Origin of the sequence: Pseudoxanthomonas mexicana (assembly GCF_001556105.1) — a bacterium.
In the GTDB taxonomy this organism is placed as follows: domain Bacteria; phylum Pseudomonadota; class Gammaproteobacteria; order Xanthomonadales; family Xanthomonadaceae; genus Pseudoxanthomonas_A; species Pseudoxanthomonas_A mexicana_A.
The window spans coordinates 1-25,960 of sequence record NZ_LSIF01000059.1 but is presented as its reverse complement, the minus strand read 5'-3'; the positions used below and the strand labels follow the sequence as shown (position 1 = coordinate 25,960).

The window sequence follows — 25,960 nt, the reverse complement described above, 5'->3', positions numbered from 1 at the left end:
AGGCCGCCCCTATCTAGTAGAATCGAAACCTGCGCAGGCCCCGGCCGCGCGAATCTTTCAGAATGGAGTGGGCATGGCCTGGAACACCCCTGGCAGCGGCAGCGGCGGATCTGGCAACAACGGCAACCGGAACAACAGTTGGAAGCCGCGCAACCCGCAGGGAGGCGGCGGCATCGGTGACGTCATCGAACGTCTGCGCAGCCTGTTCGGCGGTGTCGGCGGCGGTGGCAATCCGCTGCGCTGGGTACTGCTCGGCATCGGCCTGCTGGTGCTGTTCTCCAGCTTCCAGCTGATCGGCGAACAGGACCGCGGCGTCGTGCTGCGCTTCGGCCAGTACGCGCGCACCATGCAGCCGGGCCCGAACTTCAAGTTCCCCTGGCCGATCGAAAGCGTCACCAAGGTCAACGCCACCGGCGTGCGCACCTTCAGCAACAGCCTGCCGGTGCTGACCCGCGACGAGAACATCATCACCGTGTCGTTCAACGTGCAGTACCGCGTCGGCGACCCCAAGCTGTTCCTGTTCGGTACCACCGACGCCACCCGCGTGCTGGAGCAGACCGCCCAGAGCGCCGTGCGCGAAGTGATCGGCCGCTCCGACCTGGACGCCGCACTGAACAACCGTGGCCCGCTGTCCGCCACCGCCGGCACCGCGCTGCAGGCCTCGCTGGAGGCCTACCGCACCGGCCTGGTGGTCACCGAACTCAGTCTGCAGGACGCGCGTCCGCCGGAAGCCGTCAAGCCGGCCTTCGACGAGGTCAACAGCGCGCAGCAGGAAAACGAGCGCCTGGTGTCTCAGGCGCGTGCCGTCGCGGCCCGCATCGTGCCCGAGGCGCGCGGCGACGCGCAGCAGATCCGCACCCAGGCCGAAGGCTACAAGACTGCGTCCATCGCCAAGGCGACCGGTGACGCCACCCGCTTCAGCCTGCTGCTGGACGAGTACCGCAACGCCCCCGAGGTCACCCGCAAGCGCCTGTGGCTGGATACCGTACAGCAGGTGCTGGCCGGCAACCGCAAGGTGGTCGGCGGCGACAGCCGCCAGCTGATCTACGTGCCGATGGGCAACGCGCCGGCGACGGCGCAGCCGCCGGCCGGTGTCATCCCCACCGAAGTGCTGCCGCAGGTCGAAAGCACGCCATCCAGTTCCCGCAATTCGGCGCGTAGTCCACGCCCGGCCGGCCGTGAGGAGGCGCAGCCATGAGGAATTCCCTGATCGTCGGTATCCTCGTGGCCGTGCTGCTGGGCCTGATGGGCTCGGTGTACGTCGTGCGCGAAGGGCAGGTGGGGCTGGTGCTCAACCTCGGCCGCGTGGTGCGCAGCGAGATCGGCCCCGGCCTGCATTTCAAGCTGCCGCTGGTGGAAACCGCGCGCGTCTTCGACCGCCGCTTCACCGCCAACGAGTTCCCGCCGGAGCGTTCGCTGACCTCCGAACGCAAGGACGTCAGCGTCGACTTCATCGCCATCGGCTTCATCGTCAATGCGGCGGATTTCTACCGCGCGACCGGCGGCCAGTCCGAGCTGGCCACCGAGCGCCTGGCGCCGATCATCAAGGAATCGCTGCGCAACGAGATCAACTCGCGCACGCTGACCCAGCTGGTGTCGGGCAACCGCAACGAGCTGATCGAGAAGCAGCTGCCGGGTATCAATGCCGGCGCCAAGAACCTGGGCATGCAGGTGGTCGATATCCGCTTCAAGCAGATCGACCTGCCGACCGACAGCGAAGTCATCGACCAGGTCTACAACCGCATGCGCGCCGAACGCACGCAGGTGGCCAGCGCATTGCGCGCGCAGGGCGCGGAGCAGGCGCGGATCGTCGAGGCGCAGGCCAACCGCGATGTCGCGGTGCTGCTGGCCGAGGCCGAGCGCGATGCGCAGAAGCTGCGCGGTGAAGGCGATGCCGAAGCCGCCCGCATCTACGGTGCCGCCGCCAACCGCGACGCGTCGTTCTACGCCTTCCAGCGCAGCCTCGAGGCCTACCGCACCTCGTTCAAGGACGGGCAGGGCGTGATCGTGCTGGACAAGGACGATCCGTTCCTCCAGTACATGCGTAGCGACCGCTGAGTGATTCCTTCCGGCCGCCCAAGGGCGGCCGGTTCCGTTGCAGCCCGACCTTTTCAGCGTTGCGGTCTCCGCCGTGGCGCAGGATTCCCCGCCATGTCCGAACTCTGGTCCGCCCTCTGCCTGGTCGCCATCCTGGAAGGCCTGGTGCTGTTCGCCATCCCGGCCAGCTGGAAGCGCGCCGTCGTGCAGTTGTTGCGGATGTCCGACGGCCAAGTGCGCGCGGTAGGCGGGTTCATCCTGATCTTCGGGCTGACGTTTCTTTGGGTGTTGAAGCGCTGAAGCGCTGAAACAGCGCGCGGGTCGGGCGCCTTGGTCGAGCGGACCTTTGCCTTGTGGGCTGACGTGTCGGAGGCCTTTCCGTCAGCGGACGTAAAAGCGCCCCTCATCCGCCCTCCGGGCACCTTCTCCCCGCTCCGCAGGGAGAAGGGAAGAGCCGGCGCTGGCTTTTCCTTCTCCCCGTGCCAACGGGGAGAAGGTGCCCGGAGGGCGGATGAGGGGCGCTTTCCTATCCGCGTCCACGCCCTTTCCCGATCCCATCGACGATATCCGCCGCCGACGCTGTCTCCATCCCCTCGGAGACCTTCCATGCGCAGCCAGCTGGACCACGAACGCGAGCATCGCCTGCGTCGCGAGCAGACCGAAGCCGAACGGACACTCTGGCGGGAGCTGAGGAATCGTCGTCTGCTGGGATGGAAGTTCCGGCGGCAGCACAGGATCGGGCCCTACTTTGCTGACTTCGTCTGCCTGGAGGCCGGACTGGTGATCGAACTGGATGGGAGCCAGCACCTTGCTGGCGTCGCCTACGACGCGGTGCGTACGGCTCGGCTGCGGCGCGAAGGCTTCGGGGTTCTGCGGTTCTGGAACGACCTGGTGTTGCGCGAGACGAATGCCGTGCTGGCTGCGATCACCATCGCGCTCGCCCCTCATCCGCCTTCGGCACCTTCTCCCCGTTGAAACGGGGAGAAGGAAACGCCAGGCGCGCGCCTTCCCTTCGCCCTGCGAAGCGGGGGAGAACGTGCCCGCAAAGCCTGCCCCGTACTTGATACGGAGGCGAATGAGGGTCGCGCTTCACGCCATTCCTGAACACGCCAGCGTGTCCCGCAGGGTAGCCCCCGTCCCCATAAACCCGGATAATGCACAAAAGCCGGACGGGCTCCCTGCGTGGGAAGACCGCCGGCTTTTTCCGTGTCTGGGCCCGGCGCGGCGGGCGGCTCCCCGATGGAGCCTGCCGGCATCGGTGGCGCCATGGTCCGGCACGACCCTTCCGGCGGCCCCGATGGCCGCCAACAATCGAGGAGTTACCCGTCATGGGTCAGTCAGTCGTCGTTCTCGGCGCCCAGTGGGGCGATGAAGGCAAGGGCAAGATCGTGGATCTGCTCACCGAGGAAATCGGTGCCGTCGTCCGCTTCCAGGGCGGCCACAATGCCGGCCACACGCTGGTCATCGGTGGCAAGAAGACCGTGCTCCACCTGATTCCCTCCGGCATCCTGCGCCCGGACGCGCTGTGCCTGATCGGCAACGGCGTGGTGCTGTCGCCGGCCGCGCTGATGAAGGAAATCGCCGAGCTGGAAACCGCCGGCGTGGAAGTGCGTTCGCGCCTGAAGATCTCGCCGGCCACGCCGCTGATCATGCCGTACCACATCGCCCTCGATCAGGCCCGCGAAAAGGCCGCCGGCGGCAAGGCCATCGGCACTACCGGCCGCGGCATCGGCCCGGCGTACGAAGACAAGGTGGCGCGCCGCGGCATCCGCGTGGCCGACCTGCATTACCCCAAGCAGCTGGAAGAACTGCTGCGCACGGCGCTGGATTACCACAACTTCGTGCTGACCAAATACCTCAACGTCGATGCGGTCGATTTCCAGAAGACCTACGACGAAGCGCTCGCCTTCGGCGACTACGTGCAGCCGATGAAGTCCGACGTCGCCGGCATCCTGCACGACCTGCGCAAGCAGGGTAAGCGCGTGCTGTTCGAAGGCGCGCAGGGTGCGCTGCTCGACATCGACCACGGCACCTATCCCTACGTCACCAGCTCCAACACGACGGTCGGCGGCGCGTTCGCCGGCACCGGCGTCGGTGCGGACGCGATCGACTACGTGCTGGGCATCTGCAAGGCCTACGCCACGCGCGTCGGCGGCGGCCCGTTCCCGACCGAGCTGGACGACGCGATCGGCCAGGGCATCCGCGACCGTGGCCAGGAATACGGCGCGTCCACCGGCCGTCCGCGCCGCTGCGGCTGGATGGACATCGTCGCGCTGAAGCGTGCCGTCGCCATCAACGGCATCTCCGGCCTGTGCATCACCAAGCTCGACGTGCTGGACGGCATGGAGAAGCTGAAGATCTGCATCGCGTACGAGTACCGCGGCAAGCGCACCGAGTACGCACCGCTGGATGCGGGCGGCTGGGAAGAATGCACGCCGGTGTACCTGGAATTCCCGGGCTGGGAAGAGAACACCCACGGCGTCACCGAGTGGGACAAGCTGCCGCCGGCCGCGCGTGCCTACCTGCGTGCGCTGGAAGAACTGTCGGGTTGCCCGCTGGCCATCGTCAGCACCGGTCCGGACCGCGACCACACGATGGTGCTGCAGGATCCGTTCGCATAACCCGACGAACGTTCGGGCACGGGCTGTCCTGTCATCGCATGGCAGCCCGACAAGAATGAGGGTGCAGGGATTGCACGCCGCAGTGAAAGGAAACCCCGCGAATGCGGGGTTTTTCATGCGGTCACGGCAGGCCGGATGTTTCGCGCATCGCCGTGATGAATACCTCTTTTTCTGATCGTGCCTGCGTCGGCCGCCTTGTGCCGACGGCATGCGCGTGCCCACCGTTTTCCCGGAGTTGCCCTGCATGCATGACCACATCGATCCGGCGCACGATGCGCTGGCCGCGGAAGGCCACGAGCCGCCGCCCTACATCATCGACCGTCGCGAACCCCAGCCGTCGGTGGATCCCGTCGAACTGCGTTCCGGCCTGACGCGTGCCCAGCTCGACACCCTGGACACGATGGAGAGCTTCCGCTGGCGCCTGGGCTTCGTGCGCTGGCCGGTGTTCAAGGCCCCCATCCCGGTGCTGTTCAACCGCGACGGCTCGCGCTACGTGGTGATCAACGAAGACGGCAGCATCGACGAACAGCCCACGCTGACGCTGCGCGATTGACCGCCGCCGCCGGTTCCGCGCGTACTCCTGCCGGATCCTGCGCGTATCGCCCGGCCGGGGCGGGTGGCCGCTTCGGGGGTCGGGCCTCGCGTTCCGTTCCGGCACGCGCCTTGCATGGTCATCACGACCCTAAATAGCGGCGGCGTGCGGCCGCTACGCATAACAGGTGTCGCTCGTAATCCGTGGAGTCTCCCCCGATGTACCGCAATGCTGCCCGTGCCGCCGTCATCACTGGCCCCTGGCCTTCACCCGCGCCGGCGAAGGTGCCCGAGCGCCGCACGCCCGGTGCCGTGCAGGATGCCGAATCGCTGCGCGTCGGCCTCACGCCGGCGCAGCTGATGACGCTGGAGGCGTTGGAAATCTTCCACTGGCGCCTCGCGTTCGTGCGCCGCCCGCTGTTCCGGGCGCCCATCCCCGTGCTGTTCGACCGCGGCGACACGCGGTATGTCGTCATCGAGGAAGACGGCACGCTCGACGAGCAGCCGACCCTGCAGCTGCGGGTATGACACACCGTTCCCGCACAGCACCGGGAACGCGGATCGGCAGCAGCGTCGTTGTCGCGCACCGATGAACCCCAGCTGGACGCGACAGGTGCGTCCTCACGTTTTGTTCCTGCCGGTCGATACAGGGTGTGACCCTGCGCGTGCCGATGGCACGCCTGTACTTCCACGCCATCAGGAGCCTTTCACCGGATGACGGACCCGCATCGCACCCGCGATCCCGCCGGCCCAGACCTCGCCGGCACCGCCCCCCGCAGTCCCGAGCGCCGCAAGGATGCGCCGGACGCGGAACAGGCCGCGCTGCTCGCCGGGCTCACACCCGAGCAGCAAGCCACCGTGCAGACCATGGAAGCCTTCCATTGGCGCCTGAAATTCGTCCGCCGTCCGCTGTTCAAGACGCCGATCCCCGTGCTGTTCAACCGCGAGGGCGACCGCTACGTCGTCGTGCTCGAGGACGGCGCCATCGATGAACACCCGACGCTGAAGCTGCGCGACTGAGCCAGCGCCGCGTCGCCACGCGCGACATTCCGACGACATCCGCGCTCCATCATCCGCCGCACACACGCTCTCCCGCGTGCTGTCGCGGCGCGCCGATGCGTGCCGCGGAATCCGAGTCCGAGGAATTCGTCCCCCATGAAGCGCGGTCGCATCGCTCTTGTCCTGGCCGGCGTCGCCGTGGTCGCCGTCCTGCTGACCGGCGTGGCCGGCGGCGATGACCCGGTGGAGGCATCGGCATCGGCATCGGCATCGCCGGCGGCGGTGCTGTCGGTCACCGTCACCCGCCCGCAGCTCGCAACGCTGCCGATCCGCGTGCCGGCCACCGGCAACATCAGCGCGTGGCAGGAAGCCAGCGTCGGTGCCGAGGCCGACGGTTTGCGCCTGACCGAAGTGCGCGTCAATGTCGGCGACAGCGTGCAGCGCGGACAGATCCTCGCCACGTTCGACGCCGCGCTCATCGATGCCGACCTGGCCCAGGCGCGCGCGGCCGTCGCACTCGCCGCGGCCGAAGCGAAGGACGCGCAGGCCAATGCGCAGCGCGCGCGTGAACTGGACGGCACCGGCGCGATGTCGGCGCAGCAGATCAGCCAGTACTTCGCCGCGGCCGATGCCGCGCAGGCGCGCCTCGACGGTGCGCGCGCGACCGAGCAACGCCAGCGGCTGCGCCGCGCGCAGACCCGCGTGCTCGCCTCCAGCGACGGCGTCATCATCGCGCGCGCGGCGACCGTCGGTGCGGTGGTGCCGGCGGGACAGGAACTGTTCCGCATGATCAAGGACGGACGGCTGGAATGGCGCGCGGCCGTCGCCGTCGCCGATCTCGATGCGCTCGCCCCCGGCCAGGCCGCGCAGATCAGCCTGCCCGGGCATCCGCCCGTCCGCGGTGCGCTGCGCATGGTCGCGCCCGACATCAACACGCAGACCCATAGTGGCCTGGTCTACGTCGACCTGCCGCGCGACGATGCCCTGCGCGCCGGCACCTTCGTCACCGGCCATGTCGAAGTGGGCGAGGCGCCGACGCTGACCGTGCCGCAGGGCGCCGTGCTGCTGCGCGACGGCTTCCACTACGTCATGCACGTGGGCGCCTCATCGGACGTCATCGCGAAGAAGGTCGCGGTCGGCCGGCGCATCGGCGACCGCATCGAGATCACCTCGGGGCTCGCCGCCTCGGAAACGGTCATCGCCTCCGGCCTCGGTTTCCTCAGTGAAGGCGACACCGTGCGCGTCGTGGAGGCGACGGCGACCGATCCCGCCCGCTCGAATACCGAGGCGCTGGCCCGGAGCGCACCGTGAACCTCAACGTTTCCACCTGGTCGATCCACAACCCGGTCGCCACCACGCTGCTGTTCCTGCTGCTGACGCTGGCCGGCATCGGCGGCTTCCTGGCGATGAAGGTGCAGAACTTCCCCGACATCGACTTCCCGGTCATCACCGTGACCGCCGCGCTGCCGGGCGCATCGCCCGCGCAGCTGGAGAACGACATCGCAAGGAAGATCGAGGATTCGCTGGCCAACGTGCAGGGCCTCAAGCACATCATCACCACGTTGACCGATGGCACGGCCACCATCACCGCCGAGTTCCGCGTCGGCAAGCCGGTGCAGGAGGCGATGGACGATGTGCGCGATGCCGTCTCCGCGACGCGCGCCACGCTGCCCGCCGACCTGCAGGATCCGGTCATCACCAGGATGAACCTGGCCGGCACGCCGGTGCTGACCTATGCCGTGTCCTCGACCACGCGCGACGACGAGGCGCTGTCGTGGTTCGTCGACAGCCGGGTCAGCAAGCAACTGCTCGCCGTGCCCGGGGTGGGCGCGGTATCGCGCGTGGGGGGCGTGGACCGCGAGGTGCGCGTGGAACTCGATCCGGCCCGCCTGCTGGCGCTCAACGCCACCGCGGCCGACCTCTCGCGGCAGGTGCGTAAGCTGCAGCAGGAAGCCTCGGGCGGACGCGTCGACGTCGGTGGCGCCGAGCAGTCCGTGCGCACGATCGCGACGGTCGCCGCGGCGGCGGACATCGCGCGGCTGGATGTTTCGCTCAGCGACGGTCGTCGCCTGCGGCTGGACCAGGTCGCCCGTATCCGCGACACCACGGCACAGCCGCGTTCGCTGGCCCTGATGGACGGGCGCCCCGTGGTGGCCTTCGACGTGATGCGGGCGCGTGGCGCCGGCGAGCTGGAGGTCGCCGATGCCACGCGCGCGGTGATCGCCGCATTGCGTGCCTCGCACCCGGACATCGCCATTACCGAGGCGGTGAGCCACGTCGATCCGGTCGCCGAGAACTACCACGGCTCGATGATGCTGCTGTACGAAGGCGCCGCGTTGGCGGTGCTGGTGGTGTTCTGCTTCCTGCGCGACTGGCGCGCCACGCTGATCGCCGCCGTCGCGCTGCCGCTGTCGGCCATCCCGACCTTCGCGGTGATGCACCTGATGGGCTTCAGCCTCAACACGGTGTCGCTGCTGTCGCTGTCGCTGGTGATCGGCGTGCTGGTGGACGATGCCATCGTCGAGATCGAGAACATCGAGCGCCACCTGCTGATGGGCAAGGCACCGTTGCGCGCCGCCACCGAGGCGGCCAACGAGATCGGATTGGCGGTGGTGGCCACCACGTTCACCCTGATCGCGGTGTTCCTGCCGACCTCGCTGATGGGCGGCACCGTCGGCCAGTATTTCGTGCAGTTCGGCTGGACCGCGGCGGTGGCGGTGTTCTTCTCGCTGGTCGTCGCACGCATGCTGACGCCGATGATGGCCGCCTACCTGCTGAAGGCGCCAAGGCATGCGCACAAGCCGCCGCGCTGGCTGCTGCGCTATCTGCACGTCGTACGCGCGTGCCTGCGGCACCGCGCACTGACCGCGGGCGCGGCCGTGCTGCTGATCGTCGCCGGCCTCGGCATCGCGTCGCTGCTGCCGGGCGAATTCATCCCGCCGGACGACGGCAACCAGACCCAGGTGACGCTGACGCTGCCGCCCGGCAGCACGCTGCAGGACACCCGCGCGCTGGCCGAACGGGCGCGCACCATGCTGCGCGCGCAGCCGCAGGTCGTGTCGGTCTACACCGCCATCGGCGCGGCCAGCGGGGGCGGCGATCCGGACGAAGGCGCCCCGGTCGCCAGCATCACCCGCGCCGTGCTGACCGCCAACCTGGCGCCGCGCGGCGAACGCGATGGTCTGAACCGGCAGCAGATCGAAGCGCAGTTGCGCGAGCGCCTGGTGCAGTTGCCGGGCGCACGTATCGGCGTCGGCGGCGGCGACAGCGATGGCTACGAAGTCGTGCTCGCGTCCGAAGACGGGGCATTGCTCGCACGCCACGCCGGCGTGGTCGAGCGCGAACTGCGCGGTCTGCCCGGCATCGGCGCGGTGGTGTCGTCGGCCAGCCTGGTGCGGCCGGAACTGGTGGTGCGTCCCGACTTCGCGCGCGCCGCCGACCTCGGCGTGACCTCGGCGGCCATCGCCGAAACCCTGCGCATCGCCACCGCCGGCGACTACCGCCAGGCGCTGGCCAAGTTGAACCTCAGCGAGCGGCAGGTGCCGGTGGTGGTGCGCCTGGCCGACCAGGGCCGCGACGATCTCGCTACGCTGCGTCGCCTGCCCGTGCCGGGCGCGCGGGGCCCGGTGCCGCTGGAAGCCGTCGCCGACCTGCACCTGCTCAGCGGTCCGTCGGAACTGACGCGCTACGACCGCATGCGCAACGTCAACCTCACCGTCGAACTCAATGGCCAGCCGCTGGGCGATGTCGAAAGCGCCGCCGCCGCGCTGCCCAGCCTGCGCACGCTGCCGCCGGGCGTGGTGCAGGCCGCCGCCGGCGAGGCCGAGGCGATGGGCGAACTGATCGCCGGCTTCGGCGTGGCGATGCTCGCCGGCATCCTCTGCGTGTATGCGGTACTCGTGCTGCTGCTGAAGGACTTCGCGCAGCCGCTGACGGTGCTGGTGGCGCTGGTGCTGTCGATCCCCGGTGCGTTCCTCGCGCTGTTCCTCACCGGCGCAACGCTCTCCATGCCGTCGATGATCGGCCTGATCATGCTGATGGGCATCACCACCAAGAACGCCATCCTGCTGGTCGACTACATCGTCATCGCGCGCCGCGACCATGGCATGGAGCGCCAGCGCGCCATCGTCGATGCCTGCCGCAAGCGCGCGCGTCCCATCGTCATGACCACCATCGCGATGGGCGCCGGCATGTTGCCGGTGGCGCTGGGCATCGGTGCGGACCCGAGCTTCCGCGCGCCGATGGCCATCGTCGTCATCGGCGGCCTGATCACCTCCACCGTGCTGTGCCTGCTGGTGGTCCCGGTGGTCTACAGCGCGGTGGACGATGCGGTCCGCCACGCGCGCGTCGGATTCGGTGCGCGGGGCCAGGCGACCGCCACCGGCGACGACGTGGTGCGTGCATGAAGCCCTTTCTTTCCTGCGCGGCGATGGCATGGCAAGGCCTGTCGTCCGCGCCTTTTTCTTCCGCCGGTGCCGCATGAGCCCCGGCACGCTCGCGCTCGGCGTCATCGGCCTGTACGCCGCCGCGAGCGTCGCCTACCTCTACTTCTACCTCTACGTCTACCGCAGGCGCGGCCGGCGGCGCGATGCAGGCTTCGGCGAATACCTGCGCGCGCGCACGCGCGGGCCGCGCATCCGCGACGAGGCGCTGGCGCTGGCGCTGCATCGCAACGGCGACATCGCCGCGACCGGCCAGCCGGAGTCGGCGGGCTACCGCGGCCCCGGTTTTCGTGCCTCCTGCACGCGCGGCTGGAAGACGCGCTCCCTGCGCTGGCACGGCGACCCGCATGCGCCCGCGTTCGGCCACCCTCCCGGCCTGTCCACGCCGAACGACGACGCACGCAGCCTGGCGACCCGCGTGTTCGCCGCCGTCGCACCGTGGCGCACGCGCGCACGGGTGCCGAGATCGCCGCGCCGCGGCGTCGACGTGCTGGTGACGTACGTGGTCAACACGCTGTTCCTGCTGCTCGCCTTCCTGCCCGTTTATGCCGTGCTACAGTGGATCAGGCGCGCGGGCATCGCCGCGGTGTACTGAGCCATGCGCCCGCCGGCATCGCCCCTTCCTTTCGTCGCCCATCACGAGGCGCACGCGCCATGAGCCCGGACTCCCTCTCGATCCTGATCATCGAGGACAACGCGCAACTCGCCGCCAACCTCTACGACTACCTGGAAGGCTGTGGCCACCAGCTCGATGCCGCGCCCGATGGTCTGTCCGGCCTGCACCTGGCGGCGTCGAAGGACTACGACGCCATCGTGCTGGACTGGAACCTGCCGCGGCTCGACGGCCTGACGGTGTTGCGGCGGCTGCGTGGCGAGGCGAAGAAGAAGGTGCCGGTGATCATGCTGACCGCGCGCGACCAGGTGTCCGACAAGATCGACGGCTTCGAGTCGGGCCTCGATGATTACCTGGTCAAGCCCGTCGCGCTGCCCGAGATCGAAGTACGCCTGCGTTCGCTGGTCGCGCGCCTGCGCCAGTCGGCCGTGCCCGACGACGTGCTCCGCGTGGGCGACCTGACGTTCCACATGGGCACGATGGAAATCCACCGCGGTGCGCGCCGCATCGTGCTGACGCGCACCGGCCGCCGCCTGCTGGAACTGCTGATGCGGGAAAGCCCGCAGGTGGTGTCGCGGGCGAAGCTGGAACGCGCCGCATGGGGCGAGGGCGTGCCGGGCATCGACCTGCTGCGCTCGCACATGTACGTGTTGCGCCGCGCACTGGAGCAGCCGTCGGAGACGACGTTGCTGCACACCGTGCCCGGCACCGGCTACCGGTTGTGCGAGCGTGAATAGACTCCGCGCCCTCATCAGCAAGCCGCGCGGCGTGCACGGCGGCATCATCGTGGCGCTGGTCGTGTTCGGCCTGATCATGATGTCGTCGCTGACGTTCCAGAACTTCAGCAGCCAGGGCCTGATCGAACACCGGTACTGGGCCGACCTGCTGCGCGAGGTGTCGGCCGACCACGCCGCGCGGGTGCGCGCGGGCGAGGGCGCGGTGTTGCCGCAGCACGGCTTGGTACGTTCGTGGTACATCGCGCCCGGCGTGCCCACGTCGGCGCCACCGTACCTGGCGACGTTGCTGCCGGGCGACTACTCCACCGAGAACGGCTTCCGCAATTTCGCCGAACTGGACGGCTTCGACGGCCGCGGCAGTTTCCACGTCGTGGTGGTCGACCTGCCGCCGGGCCGGCTGGTCACCGCGCTCGACATCGCCCCGATCGAGGACCAGCAGAACCGCACCTCGCGGTGGAGCTTGGTGTGGGCGCTCTCGTTCGTGCTGATGATCTGCGCGGTCATCGCCTGGCTGCACGCCAACCTGGTGCGGCCGGTGCGCGATGTGGCCGAGCGCATGCAGGCCATCGATCCGCGCGACGGCACCGCGCGCCTGCCCACGACCTATGCGCGCGAGGAAATCCAGATGATCGCGCAGGCCAGCAACGTGCACCTGGAGCGGGTGGGGCAGTTCATCGAACGCGAGCGCAGCCTGCTCGACCAGGCCAGCCACGAATTCCGCACGCCCATCGCCGTCATCGCCGGTGCGGTCGACGTGCTCCGGCAGCTGCAGCTGCCCGATACCTCGCAGCCGGCGCTCGCACGCATCGAACACGCGGTCGAAGGCCTGTCGGAAACCATGGTCGCGCTGCTGTACCTGGCGCGCGAACCGGACGCCGGCAGCGAGCCCGCCGACGTCACCGCGCTGCACGACTGCCTGCCGCAGCTGGTGCGCGACCACGAGCACCTGCTGCGCAGCCGCACCGCGCAGCTGCGCCTCGGCGAGCTGCAACCCACCTTCCTCGCCGCACCCGAGGCGATCGTGCGCATCGCGGTCAGCAACCTGATCCGCAATGCGATCGAGAATACCGAGGTCGGCCACATCGACGTCAGCCTCGCGCACGGCGTCGTCGCGGTCGTCGATTCCGGCAGCGGCTTCAATCCGGTCGAAGCCGCGCGCCGTTACCGCGACAGCCTGCGCCAGGCGGCGCCGGTGCGCGGGCAGGGCATGGGCCTGTTCCTGATCGGCCGCATCTGCGACCGCTTCCAGTGGACGCTGGACATCGCCTCCGATGGCATCACCGGCACGCGCGTGCAGCTCGACGTATCGGCCAGCGTCATTCCGCTGTAACGCCCGCCGTCCGCGCGACAGCGGGCATTCAGCGCGGCGCCGCCGCGCACGACAAAGCAGCGACATCGCCTCGCCATCCTGAGATGGACGTTCGCCGCACCGCGCATGCACGCGGCGCGCAGCGCGAACGCGATATCCCATCCCCGACGAGGCCCCACCTGCCATGAACAAACTCCTCCTGTCCGTGCTGCTCTCCAGCCTGCCCTTCACCGCGTTCGCCAAAGGGGACGATGGCGATGGTCCTTCCGGTGGTCCGCCGCGCTGGGGTGTCGGCCTCGGCGCGATGATCAAGGACAGTCCGTATGCGGGCGAGGGCACCTCCGTGCAGCCGATCCCGCTGGTGTCCTACGAAGGAGACCGGTTCTATTTCCGCGGCATCACCGCCGGCTGGCGCTTCATCGACACGGATTCGTTCGAGCTGGGCGCGATGGGCAAGCTCCGCTTCGACGGCTTCAAGGTCGATGACCTGGGGCGCGTGGAACTGGCGCGCAACGGCATCGATTACCGCCTGCTGGAAGACCGCGACATGGGCATCGACCTGGGCCTGGGCATGAAGTGGAAGGGCCGTGGCGGCGAACTGGAAATGGAACTGCTGGCCGACGCCACCGGCACCAGCAAGGGCCAGTCGCTGTCGCTGGAGTACGGCTATCCGATCACGCTCGGCAAGGGCCAGCTGACGCCGAAGGTGGGCGTGACGTGGCAGTCGAAGGACCTGACCAACTACTACTACGGCACGCTGCCCGAGGAAATCGCGCGCGGCGTGGTCAACTACAAACCGGATGCGGTGACCATCCCGCACGTGGGCGTCAGCTACTTCCGCCCGCTCGGCGAGAAGTGGTCGGTCATCAGCTTCGCAAGCTACAGCAGCCTGCCCGACGAGATCACCGACAGTCCATTGCTGAAGCCGGACACCGACGGCAGGGCCTCGGTCTTCATCGGCTTCTCGCGGGGGTTCTGAGCCGCGCAACGGCTATTGGCAGCGGGCGAGTCCCGCGTTCCCTTCTCCCCGTGCAGCGGGGAGAAGGTGCCGAAGGCGGATGAGGGGCGCTTTTGCTTCAGTCCTGTTGATCGGGCCGCTTTAGTTCGTCTTCGATCTAGGCAGTGCCGCACTGACTTCACGGAACGAGAGCAGCGCTGCCTCGAGGTGGTCAATGATTTCCTGCGCGAGGATGTCTGGCGCCGGCAGGTTATCAAGATCATCCAGGCTGTCGTCCTTCAGCCAGAAGATGTCGAGACTCGCCTTGTCTCGCGCGACAAGCGATTGGTAATCGAAATGCTTGAAGCGCTCCGATTCCTTTCGCTTGTTGCGATTTTCAGGCTTGTAGGCCTCCACGAACTCCTGCAGGTCTTCGCGACGCAGCGGCTTGGTCTTCAGGGTGAAATGCTTGTTGGTGCGCAGGTCGTAGATCCATACCCCTTTGGTGTGGACCTTGCCATCCGTGGGCTTGGCGTCGAAGAACAACACGTTCGCCTTTACACCCTGCGCATAGAAGATGCCGGTGGGCAGGCGGAGCAGGGTGTGGACGTCGCAGGTTTCCAATAGCTTGCGGCGGATCTTCTCGCCGGCGCCACCCTCGAACAGCACGTTGTCGGGCAACACCACGGCAGCCTGGCCGGTGACCTTGAGCATCGAGACGATGTGCTGCAGGAAGTTGAGCTGCTTGTTCGAGGTGGTCTGCCAGAAGTCCTGGCGTTCGTAGGTCAGCGCGTCGCGGTCTTCCTCACCGTCCTCGTTGGTGATGGTCATGCTGCTCTTCTTGCCGAAGGGCGGATTGGCCAGCACGTAGTCGACTTTCTGCTTCGGCTCCGAGATCAGGGCGTCGGCACGTTCCACCGTCGGCTCTCCGTCCAGATCGCCGATGTTGTGCAGGAACAGGTTCATCAGGCACAGGCGGCGGGTGGATGCGACGATCTCGTTGCCGAAGAACGTCTTGTAGCGCAGGAACCGCTTCTGGTTCTTGTCCAGTTGCACGCCTTCCCGGTTCAGCCAGTCGTAGGCGCCGAGGAAGAAGCCGCCGGTGCCGCACGCCGGGTCGGCGATGGTCTTGCCGGGTTCGGGCTGTACGCACTCCACCATCGCCTGGATCAGCACGCGCGGGGTGAAGTACTGGCCGGCGCCGCTCTTGGTGTCTTCCGCATTCTTCTGCAGCAGACCCTCGTACATGTCGCCCTTGACGTCGGTTTCCAGGCTCAGCCAGTTCTCCGCGTCGATCATCTGCACCAGCCGGGACAGCTTGGCCGGGTCGTGGATCTTGTTCTGTGCCTTGAAGAAGATGGCGCCGAGCACGCCGGGCTTCTCGCCCAGCTTCTGCAGGATGTCGAGGTAGTGGGTTTCGAGATTGGCCCCGGTCTTGTCCCGCAAGGTTGCCCAACCGTACTTCTTCGGGATGGGTAGTTCACGTGAGTGTGGCGGTTGCGAATACTCGTGTGCCAGCTTCAGGAACAGCAGCGAGGTCAGCTGTTCCAGATAGTCGCCATAGCCCACGCCGTCGTCGCGCAGGGTGTTGCAGAAGTTCCAGATCTTCTGGACGAGGGTGCTGGTGTTCATTCATTCTCCTGGCGACCAACCTGCAATTCACGCTTACAGACTGGCCATCTCTAATCGCGGGAACGGTCAAGGTTTACTTGACCGTTCGTTCAGGTTCTTGGACGGGTTGACCTGGCCCGTGGGTGGCAATAGAATTCGCCCCAACACGGCCCCCGCCACTACATCGAAAGATGCACGCGGGGGTTCTTTTTTGTCCGCGATTCACCACCAGTCCTCCCATGACGGTGGTGTGCCCATATCCACCACCGATCTGGGCCGAGCGACCTGCTGCTCGGGGAACGTGCGCAGGTGGTCGCGGACGCGCAGGTGCCACGCTGTATTGGGACAAATTACCTGCGTCATGTGGCGACAGATGGCCAACAAGAGGAAGGGCTTGGTCAGTAGATCATCGCGGCCTGAAAAGGCGTCGCACCAACTGATCTCTCCAGCCTTAGGCAGTTTGGGCTGGGATACCACGTTGCGGTTCCAGAGGCGGCTGTGGTGCGCGACGAGATTACGCAGGTAACTGAGTGATCGGAGCCAGGACTGGAACACCTTCCAGTCGGTGACGCCGTACTTGTTGGCGATGCGCTGCTGATCCGCCACTTTCATCATGGCGAATAGCTGCGACATGGCGCCGAATTCCCAGACCTCCACGGCCACCCATATAGGAATGCGCGGTCCGTACGTGTCCAAGTAATGCTTAACGAAGTCCTCGCGAGAGCGGGCGACCAATTGCTCATGGCGTTCGCACCAGACTTGATGCGTGGTTCGCCCGTCGGACTGGGTCTTCCCCGCGAAGCCGGGATGCAACTCGCTGGCCTCCAGGTGAGCGAAGGTGTGGCGTTCGCCAAGCAGGTAGGCGATGTCCACGCGCAGTGCGACTTCGATGCGCTCCAGCGCATCCAGCACCATCAGGCGAAGGTGTTTGTCGAACAGGTACAGGTTGACGGCATCGAGGAAGCGGGTGCCTTCTGCGAATTGATCCGTGCGCTTATGGGTAATGGCACGGGTGGTGACATCCTGTTGCATGGTCCAGATGCGAAAGGGGTACCAGTAGGCGCTGAGCCGGTAGTAGCCGACACGCTCCAGGTAGCGTAAGGCGGCGGCCTCGTCGCTCACCTCCATGCCACGCGCCTTCAGTTGCTCCAGTTGGTCCGCGAAGCTCATCCATGGCCGTGCGTAGCTCACGTCTTCTCCTTGGCCTTGCGGCCGCGCTTCTTTGCAGTAGTCGTGGCGCCAGACTCGCGTGCGGCCCGAATGCGGGCCAGCAGGGCGCTGGCGGGTTCGTCGTTGGGGTCTTGCGGGACCAGTTGGCCGGAGAAGGCGGCTTTGAGGAGGCTCTTGCGTTGAGCGAAGGCTTGCTTAGTGCCGCGATCAATCATCGTTGCCTGATGTGCGCCGTTCTGACGCTGCTCTGACAGTATTTGATTGATCCGCTCTTGCTCTTCGAAGGGTGCAAGCGGGACCGCAAGCCCAGCGAGCTTTGTGCCGTTGACATTTGCTTGGCCCACCTGCTGCGTAACAACAGACTTGATCCACTTTCGACCATGGGCGGAGTTGATGAAGGCGGCAACCAGCTCAGGAATCACTCTCTCTGAAAGCTTAACGACTATGAGATATGACGCATATGAGCATGGCGTGACTTCTGATCTGTAGATGGCAGTCTTCCCAACCAGCTCCGGACTGTTGGTCCTATTGAATAGAAGATCTCCGTCTTCGAGTAAAAGGGCAGGGAATTCGGAATGATCGGTCGGCAAGTACTTAAGCGACTTTAGATCAATCTCTCCGTTCTGGATGTTGCCCATGCGCAGCACAGGAACTCCGTTGCTGTCCTCACTGGTCTTTGAGGATGAGCCATATTTCTGTTCAATCGATAGCTGATCGACACTCGCCCATGTCCATCCACCCGGCAGCGGCGGCAAATCGGTGAGATTGGGAGCGATAGGCTCTACGTACTTTGCTTGCCAATCTCTCGGAGGCACCTTGCCTTGCTCGGCGAACTTGGCAAGCTGCTTCTTCTCCCAGCGCTCGCGTCGTTCTTTCAGGATGCGTTGCAGCAGTTCCGCGCCGGACTCCTTCGACTTGCCCTGGATAGCACGCCAGTCGGCGGTCAGCGTGCCTTCCACTGCCGCCTTCAGCAGCGATTGGCGGTACTGCGCCAGCTTGCGTTGCGCGGCCTTCAGCTCAGCCACGCCGGCATCGAGGTCGGACAACAGTTCTTCCAGCTTCTCGACGATTCGACTCTGTTCGGCTCGAGGGGGTACTGGTACGCCCGCCAACGAGAGCCATTTCGCTGGAACGCGGAGCTGTCCCGCTGTTCCCGTCATGTTTTGGCGCGCAACGTGGCGGAAATCTGGTTGTGAGAGATAGTAGGCAAGCCATTTCTCGGAGATGGCGTCGCCTGGCCGCAAGACATGGAATTCGGTTGATCCAAATGCATAGTCATGTGAGAGCTTCGGGACGACCGCCCCTTTTCCGTTCTCCATGCAAGGCGTGATCTTTGCAAATAGAACGTCGCCTTCCTCGAACGCGGTATAGCCCTTCCGGACATCTCGGAGCGGACGAAGCTGCGATGCATCAAGACCGCCGAAGTCTTCCGCCACGGCGGCCATAGGGACAAAGTGGACTGAGCGATCGTCGTCCTCGTTGGAAACATCTACCTTGGGGCTGATCTCGGCTACCTCTTGGATGGCTGCAGTAGCCCAAGAGCATGGAAGCGCCGCGCCATAATCAACTGCAAGCTGCGTCAAGCCACCAACTCCTCATTCATCTCCGCCAGCAGCTCATCCAGCTGGCCATCAAATACGGTCCACGCTTTTTGCAGCCCGCCCTTGCCGGCCAGCTGCGCGTAATCGAAATCGTCGCGCTCGATCCGGCAGCTGCTGGCGATATGGTCCTTGACCAGTCGCAGCCACTCCATCTGCTCCGGCGTGAACGCCGTGGCGCGGCGTGCATTATGACGGAACACCCAGTCCGCGAACCGCTTGTCCACGCTGTCCGCAAATGGCCGCAACTCGTCCTCCATGCCCAGCGCGAAGCGGATCAGCGATACCAGGTCTGTCAACTGCCGGCGCACCCCGCTGCCCCGCACCTGGCTCTCCTGCACACGCGCGTAGGCCGACCACAGCTTTTCCGTGGTCAGCATCAACGGCGGGCGCTGCAACGTCTCATGCAACTCCTCGATCATCTCGAAGGTCAGCGCCCGCCGGCTGTACGGCTGGGCGTAGAAGAACCCCAGCGCCGCGATCTCGTCCCGGTGTGTCTCCAGGAACTCCCGGAACCGGCCCACGGCCGCCTCGGCATTGGCCTGCGCCTGCGCCGCGAACTCGCTGCGCGTCACCGCATCCAGGTTCACGTGGTCGATCAACTGCTCACGCTCGCGCCGCGCGGACTCGATCAGTTCGCGCAGGGCAGGGGCATCGAACGGTGCGCAGGCGGCATCTGCCCGCTGCCGCCGCGCCGCCTCCAACTCATCCGCGGTCAACGTCTCCACGCTGCGGGTGATGCCCGCAGCGGCCGCGGTATCCAGTGCATCGGCCGCGATGCGATCCGGATCCAGCGCCTGCACCAGCCCGCGGGCGAGATCCTGCAGCCCGATGCCGCCGCTGGCCTGCTTGATCCGGGCCAGTGCCTTGTCATCCAGTTGCTTGGCCAGACGTACCAGACGATTGCCCAGGGTCAGTACGGTGTCGTCATCGCGTGCGCCAACCGCCACACCCTTCAGTAGGCTATCCAGGCTGAGTCCAGGCTTGCGCTCCAGCGGGCGGCTCTCCGTCTTCAGCGACTTCTCCACGCCCACCGCATCGATCAGCACGAAGTGGGTCTTCGCGCCCTCTGCCGAGTTGCTGACTTTCTTCAGCGTTTCCGCGTCCAGGCTGCGCACACCGCGGCCCTTCATCTGCTCGTAGTAGCCCTTGCTGCGCACGTCGCGCATGAACAGCAACACTTCCAGCGGCTTCACGTCGGTGCCCGTGGCGATCATGTCCACGGTGACGGCGATGCGCGGGTGGTAGTCGTTGCGGAAGCTGGCCAGCACGCTGTCGGCATCGTCCCCCGGCACCGGTTTGCCGGTCTCCGCATCCGTGCCGGCACGGTACGTAACCTTCTTGCAGAACGCATTGCCCTCGCCATAGACCTCGCGAACCATCCGGATGATGTCGTCGGCATGGCTGTCCGTCTTGGCAAAGATGAGCGTCTTCGGCGTCTCCTTGCGCTGCGGGAAGATGGTGGTCTCGACCGCCGACTTCATCGCCTGGACGACGTTGCGGATCTGGCTGGGATTGACCACGGACTTGTCGAGCTCGGTCGAACCGTAGGCGGTGTCTTCCTCGGTCTGCGCCCAGCGCTTGGCGCGGGTCTCGCGGTGACGATGATCCACCCATTCCTTCGCCTTCAGCTCGGCGCCCTTGGCGGTGATCTCCGTCTCGATCTCGTAGACGTCGTAGCCCACGTTCACGCCATCCACCACCGACTGCTCGTAGCTGTACTCGGCCACCACGTTCTCGTTGAAGAAGCCGTAGGTGCGCTTGTCCGGCGTCGCCGTCAGGCCGATCAGGAAGGCATCGAAGTAGTCCAGCACCTGCTTCCACAGGTTGTAGATGCTGCGGTGACACTCGTCGATGACGATGAAATCGAACGTCTCGATGGGCACCTGCGGGTTGTACTGCACCAGCTTGGCCTGTGCATCCGTCTGGCCAAGTTCGTTGAGCGAGATGTCCTCACCGGCTTCGGCCAGCTCGGTGCCCGACAGGATCGAGTACATGCGCTGGATGGTGCTGATGCAGACCTGCGCGTGCGGGTCGACATGGCTGGAGGACAGCCGCTGCACGTTGTACAGCTCGGTGAACTTGCGCCCGTCATCAGGCGGCGTGTAGGCCATGAACTCCTGGTGCGCCTGTTTGCCCAGGTTGCGCGTGTCCACCAGGAACAGGATGCGCTTGGCGCCGCCGAACCTGAGCAGGCGGTAGACCGAGGTGATGGCAGTGAACGTCTTGCCCGCGCCGGTGGCCATGTGCACCAGCGCGCGCGGCTTGTTCTTCGCCAAGGAGGCTTCCAGTCCGGTGACCGCGCTGACCTGGCAGTCACGCAGGTTGCGCTCCGGCAGGGGCGGCATGCAGGTCAGGCGGCGGCGCAGGGTGTCGGGCTGCGCCGCCCATTCGGCCAATGCCTGCGGCCGGAAGAAGTGGAACAGCTCACGCGCACGCGGTGCAGGGTCGGCACCGTCCGTGAAGAAGATGATCCGCCCGGTGCTCTCGTAGAGGAACCGCAGCGGCTGATTACCTTTGCGCCATTTCAGTGTGGCGTTGGCGTAGCGTTCGGTCTGCGTCTCGTGAGCGCTCAGCTTGGACCCTTCCTCCTCGCGCTTGGCTTCGATCACCGCCACCGGCTCACGGTTGACGAACAGCACGTAGTCCGCGATCCCGGGTCCCGCCGAGAGGTTGAGTTGTTTGGTGTCCTGGACCACCCAGCCTGCCGCTTCAAGCTTGGCATCAATGCGTTGGCGGGCTTTGGCTTCGGGGGTCATCCGGGATCCTCGAGGGGGCGGGCCAATCGGGCGCGGCGGGGCTAGCGCTAGGATAGTCTCAAATGGAGAGGCCCTCACCGTCTGGGCAAAGCAACCATTCCGGAGGAAGAAACCATGGAAGGAAAGAGTGCCGCCATCGTCGGTTTCATCGCGAACCTGACGCCGCTTTACGACGGCGAGAGAGTAGGGGCAGCGTGGGCCGCGCGCTCCCTGCAGGACGGCACACTTCTGCTGCCGGTCGACGAGTCGGAGTGGGACGAGGAACGCGGCACGGTGCTGGTGCGGTGGCAGGGTGATCCCATGCGTGAGCAGCAGGTCGAAGGGACCTACTTGGCCACGCTTGCCGTGGTTCGGTATGTGGAGCTGCATCACTTGGGGCAGCCTGCGGAACACGTGGCCGCCGTGCTGCAGCACCTTTCGCAGCACTTCCAGTTCAAGACGGGCTGCGATTTGTATCTTCCCGAGACGGGAACGTCGCCGGATCTGGTGGATGCGGTGAGCGGGGCGGTGCGCAGGCTGGGAGCGGATGCTGTATCCAACCTTCTGCTCAGGACGGTAGGTCTCTGATCGGTACGACGGGCTTGAGTCCGCCCGCTGCCGCGGAAGCCGAAGAGACCGGAAGCGGGGCCAGAACGCCCCGCCTTCGCCACGCCCCTCAAGGACGACCATGCCCACCTTCCACGACCCCCATCTCAAGTTCTCCCTCGACATCCCCGACCACTGGTACTTCATGCCGGCAGCATGGTCGCCGCTGGAGCAGGCCAAGCGCAGTCCCGATCCGGAGGATGCCTGGGTGCGGTTCGCCAACAAGCCGTTCTGCTGCGCGATGGCGCACCACGATACGGAGGGGAAGATGCAGCCGACGCTGCAGGTGTCCGCGCGACCGTCGCGGATTCCGGGCGACGCGGAGGCCAGGGCGGCGCTGGCATTCCAGCTGGAACTGCTGAAGGACGAACCCGAAAACTTCATCGTCGAGCAGGCGACGCACGAAGCCAACGTCGCCGGACACCGTGCCAACTTCATCCAGGTCACGTCCACCGCGCGGGCGGAGGCCGAGGACGTGGTCATCGAGATCGGCGTGCGGAACCGTCTCTACCAGGTGTTCACGCCGGGTGTCCTGCTGACCCTCAGTCTGGCCAGCAGCGACGATTCCGCGTTCTACGACGAGGCCGACTTCGCCGCGATCATCGAGTCCGTGAGGGTAGGGCGCTGAAGCGAGCGGCCCCTCTCCTCACACAAACATCCATCGTTGGATGTTTTCCGCTCTCCGTTCTCTCATTTCGATCGAACGCCGGATCTTTTCGATCCGACGTTGCATCGTTTTCACTCGTCCATCTATCGCTGACATCCAGCGCTCCATCGTTTCGATCCATCGCTGCATCTTTTTCATCGGCTCATCTAACACGAAGACGCAGCGCTGCATCTTTTCGATGGAACGTTGCATCGTTTCGATCCAACGCCCGATCTTTTCGATCCAGCGCCCGATGGTTTCGATCCAATCGGGCAGGGGAGTGTGAGAAGTACTCCATTAGCAAACGTGACAGATTGCACGCGGTGCCGCGGCGTTAGATTGCGGGTGCCGGCCGGACCCGGCCGGTACCACCCGAATGGACGCAAGCACATGACACAGAACCGCATCGCCATGACCTTCCAGACCGACCGGCTTGAGCGCATCGACGGCTCCCTCATCGCCCTGGAAGCCGACCTCGACCTGCTGATCGCCCTCACCCCGGAAGAACGCCTGGAACTGCTGAAGATGGGCGACAAATCGCGCGCCTTCTGCGAAAAAGCCCTCGAGGTCGCCGGACAGCACGCCGGCCTGATGCCCCGCGACTTCGACATCGAGGCCTTCCGCCAGGACCACCTCGCCCTCGCGGCCCTGCGGCCGCGCCTCGCCCGCATGGCCTATCTCATGCAGCGCATGGAAGACACCGAACGGGCCCTCGGCAGCGACATCATGGCCGCCGCCCTCGAGGTCTACGGCGTGCTGAAAGTGGCTGGCAAGGACCAGGGCGTGGACGAAGCCCGCAATGCCTTGGCCGAGCGCTTCAGCCGTCGCCGCCCGGCCGGCGAGGGACAGCCACCACCGAAGGTCTGACCACAGTTCCACCACCCCAGGGCCCCGCATCGCGGGGCCTTTCTTATTCCCGCCCCGTAAGGGCTACTGACAGGCCGTTAGCACGGCGAAACAGCGGAAATCCAGCGGTTTGTCACGGTTATGCGGATACGTGCGTGGTGGGCGCACGGCACCCTCAAGCCGGCGGGTGGAGGGCCGTTATGCAAGTGCGGTGCGATCAATGTGAGAGCACCGGCGCAGCGTTGGCCGCCCCGCGATCCGGCAGGGCACGCCACCGCGCACACACCCGCAAGGAGCCTCCATGACCACTGCCGCCGCCCTCTCGCCCGACGCCACCCCGTCCGCCTTCGAGTGGGGCGCGTGGGCCGCCCGCCTGGTGGGGGCCCGCCCCCGTGTCTCGGCGAAGGAAGCACAGCGGCGCGCGTGCCTGGCCGAACTGCAGGCGCAGGTGGAGGCGCTGCACAAGGTGCAGGCCGTCATCGAGTTCGACCTGGCCGGCAACATCCTGACCGCCAATGCCAACTTCCTCGGCGCACTGGGCTACACGCTGCCGGAGATCGTCGGCAGGCACCACCGCATGTTCGTCGACGGCGACTACGCGGCGAGCGCGGAGTACCGCGACTTCTGGGCGCGGCTGGGGCGCGGCGAATTCGACGAAGGCCAGTACCGGCGCCTCGGCAAAGGCGGGCGCGAAGTCTGGATCCAGGCCTCGTACAACCCCGTCTTCGATCCGAACGGCAAACCGTACAAGGTCATCAAGTTCGCCACCGACATCACCCGGCAGACGCTGCAGGCGGCGGACTACGCCGGCCAGCTGGCGGCGATCGGCAAGTCGCAGGCGGTGATCGAATTCGACCTGACCGGCACCATCCTGTCGGCCAACCAGAACTTCCTCGATGCGATGGGTTACACGCTGGAGGAGGTGCAGGGCCGGCACCACTCGATGTTCGCCGATGCCGCGTACCGCGACAGCACCGAGTACCGCGCGTTCTGGCAGAAGCTGGGCCGCGGCGAATACGACGCCGGCCAGTACCTGCGCCATGGCAAGGGCGGGCGCGAGATCTGGATCCAGGCCTCGTACAACCCGATCTTCGATGCCTCCGGGCGCCCGGTGAAGGTGGTCAAGTACGCCACCGACGTGACCGCGCAGGTGCGTGCCACGCTGGCCATGGAGGCCGCATTGGCGCAGAGCCGGCAGGTGGTGCAGGCGGCGCAGTCGGGCGACCTGACCGCGCGCGTGCCGACCCGCGACAAGGATGGCGCGGTGGCCGAGCTGTGCCAGGGCATCAATGCGCTGGTGGAGATGATGGGCAGCCTGGTGGGCGACATCCAGGGCGCGGCCGAAGTCGTCAATGCCGGCGTGCGCGACATCGCCGCGGGCAACAGCGACCTGTCGGTGCGCACCGAACAGCAGGCCGCGTCGGTGGAGGAAACCGCCTCGTCGGTGGCCGAGCTGAGCGCGACCGTGCGCCACACCGCCGACAACGCCCGCATGGCCGCCGACCTGGCGGTGGGTGCGACCGATGTCGCCGCGCGCGGCGGGCAGGTGGTGCATGGCGTGGTGGACACCATGTCGCAGATCAACGCCTCGTCGCGGCGCATCGCCGACATCATCGGCGTGATCGACGGCATCGCCTTCCAGACCAATATCCTGGCGCTCAACGCGGCCGTCGAAGCGGCGCGTGCGGGCGAGCAGGGCCGCGGCTTCGCGGTGGTGGCGAGCGAAGTGCGCTCGCTGGCCCAGCGCTGCGGCGGCGCGGCACGCGAGATCAAGCAGCTGATCGGCGATTCGCTGGCGCGGGTGGAAGAAGGCAGCCGGCAGGTGGAACATGCCGGCGCCAACATGGAAGAGATCGTCGCCAGCGTGGTGCGCGTGAGCACGCTGATCGGCCAGATCAGCCTGGCCTCGCAGGAACAGAGCCTCGCGCTGGACCAGGTCAACCAGACCATCACCCACATCGACCACAACACCCAGCAGAACGCCGCGCTGGTGGAAGAAGCCTCGGCCGCCGCGCACAGCCTGCAGGACCAGGCCGCGCAGCTGCTGGAGGCGGTGGAGCGGTTCCACGCGTAAGGGGGCGCGTCGGCCGTCGCGCATGGCGCGCACGCTGTCGCTCACGCGATAGGATGCGAGCATGAAGATCGTGGGCTTCCTGCTGATTCCCCTGTCGCTTCTGGCGATGTCGGTCGCCGTGGCCTTGCGGATCGTGCTGATCGGTGAGCTGGAGGGCCGGTGGCGTGCCCTCGGCATGAAGCGTCCGCCCCTGCTGCTGATGGGCGATGGCTTCGCGTGGCGCTTGCTGCGCGCGGGTCCTGGCCTGCTGACGCCGGCCGAATGGATGCGGGTAAAAGGATTCTTCGCCGCCTGGCTGGCGTCTCCGATCCTGCTGGTGGTGAGCGTCCTGATGGTGGCGTTGCCGCCTTGAGCGGCGCGTGCGGCGTGCATCCGGCCCGCCCGTCGTGAACGGCGTCGCATCGCATTCGTAGGGCGGGCCTTGGCCCGCCGTCGTGGTGTGTGC

The 25,960-nt window shown here is 66.6% G+C and carries 24 protein-coding genes; 19 read left to right on the top strand and 5 right to left on the bottom strand.

Annotated features, from left to right (window positions below; all coding sequences use genetic code 11):
- Positions 1-73 precede the first annotated feature (73 nt).
- The 14 genes from hflK to AX730_RS09950 all read left to right on the top strand — a co-directional run bounded on the left by hflK (position 74) and on the right by AX730_RS09950 (position 14,268).
- On the top strand, positions 74-1,198 hold the full coding sequence (gene hflK / locus AX730_RS10015; RefSeq protein WP_062355617.1) for an FtsH protease activity modulator HflK: 1,125 nt from the start codon (positions 74-76) through the stop codon (positions 1,196-1,198).
- Positions 1,195-2,058: a protease modulator HflC gene (gene hflC, locus AX730_RS10010; RefSeq protein ID WP_062355614.1), complete on the top strand. Its 864-nt coding sequence runs from the start codon at positions 1,195-1,197 to the stop codon at positions 2,056-2,058. Before hflK ends, hflC begins: the two co-directional genes overlap by 4 nt.
- A gap of 93 nt (positions 2,059-2,151) precedes the next feature.
- Positions 2,152-2,337: a DUF2065 domain-containing protein gene (locus tag AX730_RS10005; RefSeq protein WP_062355611.1), complete on the top strand. Its 186-nt coding sequence runs from the start codon at positions 2,152-2,154 to the stop codon at positions 2,335-2,337.
- A gap of 306 nt (positions 2,338-2,643) precedes the next feature.
- The gene (locus AX730_RS10000) at positions 2,644-3,012 is read left to right on the top strand and encodes an endonuclease domain-containing protein (RefSeq protein WP_062355608.1); all 369 of its coding nucleotides are present in this window, start codon (positions 2,644-2,646) and stop codon (positions 3,010-3,012) included.
- A 353-nt stretch (positions 3,013-3,365) separates the two neighbouring features.
- Positions 3,366-4,658 (top strand): adenylosuccinate synthase, encoded by a 1,293-nt coding sequence (locus tag AX730_RS09995; protein ID WP_062355605.1) that lies wholly within the window; start codon positions 3,366-3,368, stop codon positions 4,656-4,658.
- A 244-nt stretch (positions 4,659-4,902) separates the two neighbouring features.
- Positions 4,903-5,211, top strand: a complete 309-nt coding sequence (locus AX730_RS09990) for a hypothetical protein (protein ID WP_232310225.1) — start codon at positions 4,903-4,905, stop codon at positions 5,209-5,211.
- A gap of 197 nt (positions 5,212-5,408) precedes the next feature.
- Positions 5,409-5,717: a hypothetical protein gene (locus tag AX730_RS09985; RefSeq protein WP_232310224.1), complete on the top strand. Its 309-nt coding sequence runs from the start codon at positions 5,409-5,411 to the stop codon at positions 5,715-5,717.
- A gap of 186 nt (positions 5,718-5,903) precedes the next feature.
- On the top strand, positions 5,904-6,209 hold the full coding sequence (locus tag AX730_RS19360; RefSeq protein ID WP_083537840.1) for a hypothetical protein: 306 nt from the start codon (positions 5,904-5,906) through the stop codon (positions 6,207-6,209).
- A 135-nt stretch (positions 6,210-6,344) separates the two neighbouring features.
- Complete coding sequence (locus AX730_RS09975; RefSeq protein ID WP_062355602.1) at positions 6,345-7,499, top strand: efflux RND transporter periplasmic adaptor subunit; 1,155 nt, start codon at positions 6,345-6,347, stop codon at positions 7,497-7,499.
- Positions 7,496-10,594, top strand: coding sequence for an efflux RND transporter permease subunit (locus AX730_RS09970; RefSeq protein ID WP_083537839.1), 3,099 nt, complete (start codon positions 7,496-7,498; stop codon positions 10,592-10,594). Before AX730_RS09975 ends, AX730_RS09970 begins: the two co-directional genes overlap by 4 nt.
- Before the next feature lie 73 nt (positions 10,595-10,667).
- Entirely contained in the window at positions 10,668-11,225 is a 558-nt protein-coding gene (locus tag AX730_RS09965; RefSeq protein ID WP_062355599.1) for an aspartyl/asparaginyl beta-hydroxylase domain-containing protein, read from the top strand.
- A 59-nt stretch (positions 11,226-11,284) separates the two neighbouring features.
- Positions 11,285-11,980 carry a response regulator transcription factor gene (locus AX730_RS09960; protein ID WP_062355597.1) on the top strand — a complete coding sequence of 232 codons (696 nt, stop codon included), beginning with the start codon at positions 11,285-11,287 and terminating at the stop codon, positions 11,978-11,980.
- A complete protein-coding gene (locus AX730_RS09955; RefSeq protein WP_157074192.1) occupies positions 11,973-13,310 on the top strand; it encodes a sensor histidine kinase in 1,338 nt (445 codons plus the stop codon). The genes AX730_RS09960 and AX730_RS09955 overlap by 8 nt, the downstream gene beginning before the upstream one ends.
- Before the next feature lie 163 nt (positions 13,311-13,473).
- Positions 13,474-14,268, top strand: coding sequence for a MipA/OmpV family protein (locus tag AX730_RS09950; RefSeq protein ID WP_062355590.1), 795 nt, complete (start codon positions 13,474-13,476; stop codon positions 14,266-14,268).
- A gap of 120 nt (positions 14,269-14,388) precedes the next feature.
- On the opposite strand, the gene AX730_RS09945 is transcribed toward AX730_RS09950, so the two are convergent.
- The 4 genes from AX730_RS09945 to AX730_RS09930 form a co-directional block, all read right to left on the bottom strand.
- Complete coding sequence (locus AX730_RS09945; RefSeq protein ID WP_062355587.1) at positions 14,389-15,858, bottom strand: class I SAM-dependent DNA methyltransferase; 1,470 nt, start codon at positions 15,856-15,858, stop codon at positions 14,389-14,391.
- A gap of 201 nt (positions 15,859-16,059) precedes the next feature.
- On the bottom strand, positions 16,060-17,028 hold the full coding sequence (locus AX730_RS09940) for an Abi family protein (protein WP_198147135.1): 969 nt from the start codon (positions 17,026-17,028) through the stop codon (positions 16,060-16,062).
- A complete protein-coding gene (locus tag AX730_RS09935; RefSeq protein ID WP_083537838.1) occupies positions 17,025-18,590 on the bottom strand; it encodes a restriction endonuclease subunit S in 1,566 nt (521 codons plus the stop codon). The genes AX730_RS09940 and AX730_RS09935 overlap by 4 nt, the downstream gene beginning before the upstream one ends.
- Entirely contained in the window at positions 18,587-21,364 is a 2,778-nt protein-coding gene (locus AX730_RS09930; protein WP_062355581.1) for a type I restriction endonuclease subunit R, read from the bottom strand. Before AX730_RS09930 ends, AX730_RS09935 begins: the two co-directional genes overlap by 4 nt.
- A 114-nt stretch (positions 21,365-21,478) precedes the next feature.
- Here AX730_RS09930 and AX730_RS09925 point away from each other — a divergent pair, with 114 nt between their 5' ends.
- Both AX730_RS09925 and AX730_RS09920 read left to right on the top strand, forming a co-directional pair.
- Positions 21,479-21,931 carry a hypothetical protein gene (locus tag AX730_RS09925; protein WP_062355578.1) on the top strand — a complete coding sequence of 151 codons (453 nt, stop codon included), beginning with the start codon at positions 21,479-21,481 and terminating at the stop codon, positions 21,929-21,931.
- Positions 21,932-22,031: 100 nt separating this feature from the next.
- Positions 22,032-22,577: a hypothetical protein gene (locus tag AX730_RS09920; RefSeq protein WP_062355576.1), complete on the top strand. Its 546-nt coding sequence runs from the start codon at positions 22,032-22,034 to the stop codon at positions 22,575-22,577.
- 18 nt (positions 22,578-22,595) lie between these two features.
- On the opposite strand, the gene AX730_RS09915 is transcribed toward AX730_RS09920, so the two are convergent.
- Positions 22,596-22,808 carry a hypothetical protein gene (locus tag AX730_RS09915; protein WP_062355573.1) on the bottom strand — a complete coding sequence of 71 codons (213 nt, stop codon included), beginning with the start codon at positions 22,806-22,808 and terminating at the stop codon, positions 22,596-22,598.
- Positions 22,809-22,985: 177 nt separating this feature from the next.
- On the opposite strand from AX730_RS09915, the gene AX730_RS09910 reads away from it, so the two are divergent.
- The 3 genes from AX730_RS09910 to AX730_RS09900 all read left to right on the top strand — a co-directional run bounded on the left by AX730_RS09910 (position 22,986) and on the right by AX730_RS09900 (position 25,867).
- A complete protein-coding gene (locus tag AX730_RS09910; RefSeq protein WP_062355570.1) occupies positions 22,986-23,462 on the top strand; it encodes a hypothetical protein in 477 nt (158 codons plus the stop codon).
- A gap of 280 nt (positions 23,463-23,742) precedes the next feature.
- On the top strand, positions 23,743-25,515 hold the full coding sequence (locus tag AX730_RS09905; RefSeq protein ID WP_083537837.1) for a methyl-accepting chemotaxis protein: 1,773 nt from the start codon (positions 23,743-23,745) through the stop codon (positions 25,513-25,515).
- A 61-nt stretch (positions 25,516-25,576) separates the two neighbouring features.
- On the top strand, positions 25,577-25,867 hold the full coding sequence (locus tag AX730_RS09900; protein WP_062355568.1) for a hypothetical protein: 291 nt from the start codon (positions 25,577-25,579) through the stop codon (positions 25,865-25,867).
- Positions 25,868-25,960: the final 93 nt, after the last annotated feature.

Excerpts from the sequence above, each read along its gene's own strand:
- hflK (WP_062355617.1), top strand. The coding sequence starts at position 74 with ATGGCCTGGAACACCCCTGGCAGCGGCAGCGGCGGATCTGGCAACAAC.
- hflC (WP_062355614.1), top strand. The coding sequence starts at position 1,195 with ATGAGGAATTCCCTGATCGTCGGTATCCTCGTGGCCGTGCTGCTGGGC.
- AX730_RS10005 (WP_062355611.1), top strand. The coding sequence starts at position 2,152 with ATGTCCGAACTCTGGTCCGCCCTCTGCCTGGTCGCCATCCTGGAAGGC.
- AX730_RS10000 (WP_062355608.1), top strand. The coding sequence starts at position 2,644 with ATGCGCAGCCAGCTGGACCACGAACGCGAGCATCGCCTGCGTCGCGAG.
- AX730_RS09995 (WP_062355605.1), top strand. The coding sequence starts at position 3,366 with ATGGGTCAGTCAGTCGTCGTTCTCGGCGCCCAGTGGGGCGATGAAGGC.
- AX730_RS09990 (WP_232310225.1), top strand. The coding sequence starts at position 4,903 with ATGCATGACCACATCGATCCGGCGCACGATGCGCTGGCCGCGGAAGGC.
- AX730_RS09985 (WP_232310224.1), top strand. The coding sequence starts at position 5,409 with ATGTACCGCAATGCTGCCCGTGCCGCCGTCATCACTGGCCCCTGGCCT.
- AX730_RS19360 (WP_083537840.1), top strand. The coding sequence starts at position 5,904 with ATGACGGACCCGCATCGCACCCGCGATCCCGCCGGCCCAGACCTCGCC.
- AX730_RS09975 (WP_062355602.1), top strand. The coding sequence starts at position 6,345 with ATGAAGCGCGGTCGCATCGCTCTTGTCCTGGCCGGCGTCGCCGTGGTC.
- AX730_RS09965 (WP_062355599.1), top strand. The coding sequence starts at position 10,668 with ATGAGCCCCGGCACGCTCGCGCTCGGCGTCATCGGCCTGTACGCCGCC.
- AX730_RS09960 (WP_062355597.1), top strand. The coding sequence starts at position 11,285 with ATGAGCCCGGACTCCCTCTCGATCCTGATCATCGAGGACAACGCGCAA.
- AX730_RS09950 (WP_062355590.1), top strand. The coding sequence starts at position 13,474 with ATGAACAAACTCCTCCTGTCCGTGCTGCTCTCCAGCCTGCCCTTCACC.
- AX730_RS09945 (WP_062355587.1), bottom strand. The coding sequence starts at position 15,858 with ATGAACACCAGCACCCTCGTCCAGAAGATCTGGAACTTCTGCAACACC.
- AX730_RS09930 (WP_062355581.1), bottom strand. The coding sequence starts at position 21,364 with ATGACCCCCGAAGCCAAAGCCCGCCAACGCATTGATGCCAAGCTTGAA.
- AX730_RS09925 (WP_062355578.1), top strand. The coding sequence starts at position 21,479 with ATGGAAGGAAAGAGTGCCGCCATCGTCGGTTTCATCGCGAACCTGACG.
- AX730_RS09920 (WP_062355576.1), top strand. The coding sequence starts at position 22,032 with ATGCCCACCTTCCACGACCCCCATCTCAAGTTCTCCCTCGACATCCCC.
- AX730_RS09915 (WP_062355573.1), bottom strand. The coding sequence starts at position 22,808 with ATGCAACGTTCCATCGAAAAGATGCAGCGCTGCGTCTTCGTGTTAGAT.
- AX730_RS09910 (WP_062355570.1), top strand. The coding sequence starts at position 22,986 with ATGACACAGAACCGCATCGCCATGACCTTCCAGACCGACCGGCTTGAG.
- AX730_RS09905 (WP_083537837.1), top strand. The coding sequence starts at position 23,743 with ATGACCACTGCCGCCGCCCTCTCGCCCGACGCCACCCCGTCCGCCTTC.
- AX730_RS09900 (WP_062355568.1), top strand. The coding sequence starts at position 25,577 with ATGAAGATCGTGGGCTTCCTGCTGATTCCCCTGTCGCTTCTGGCGATG.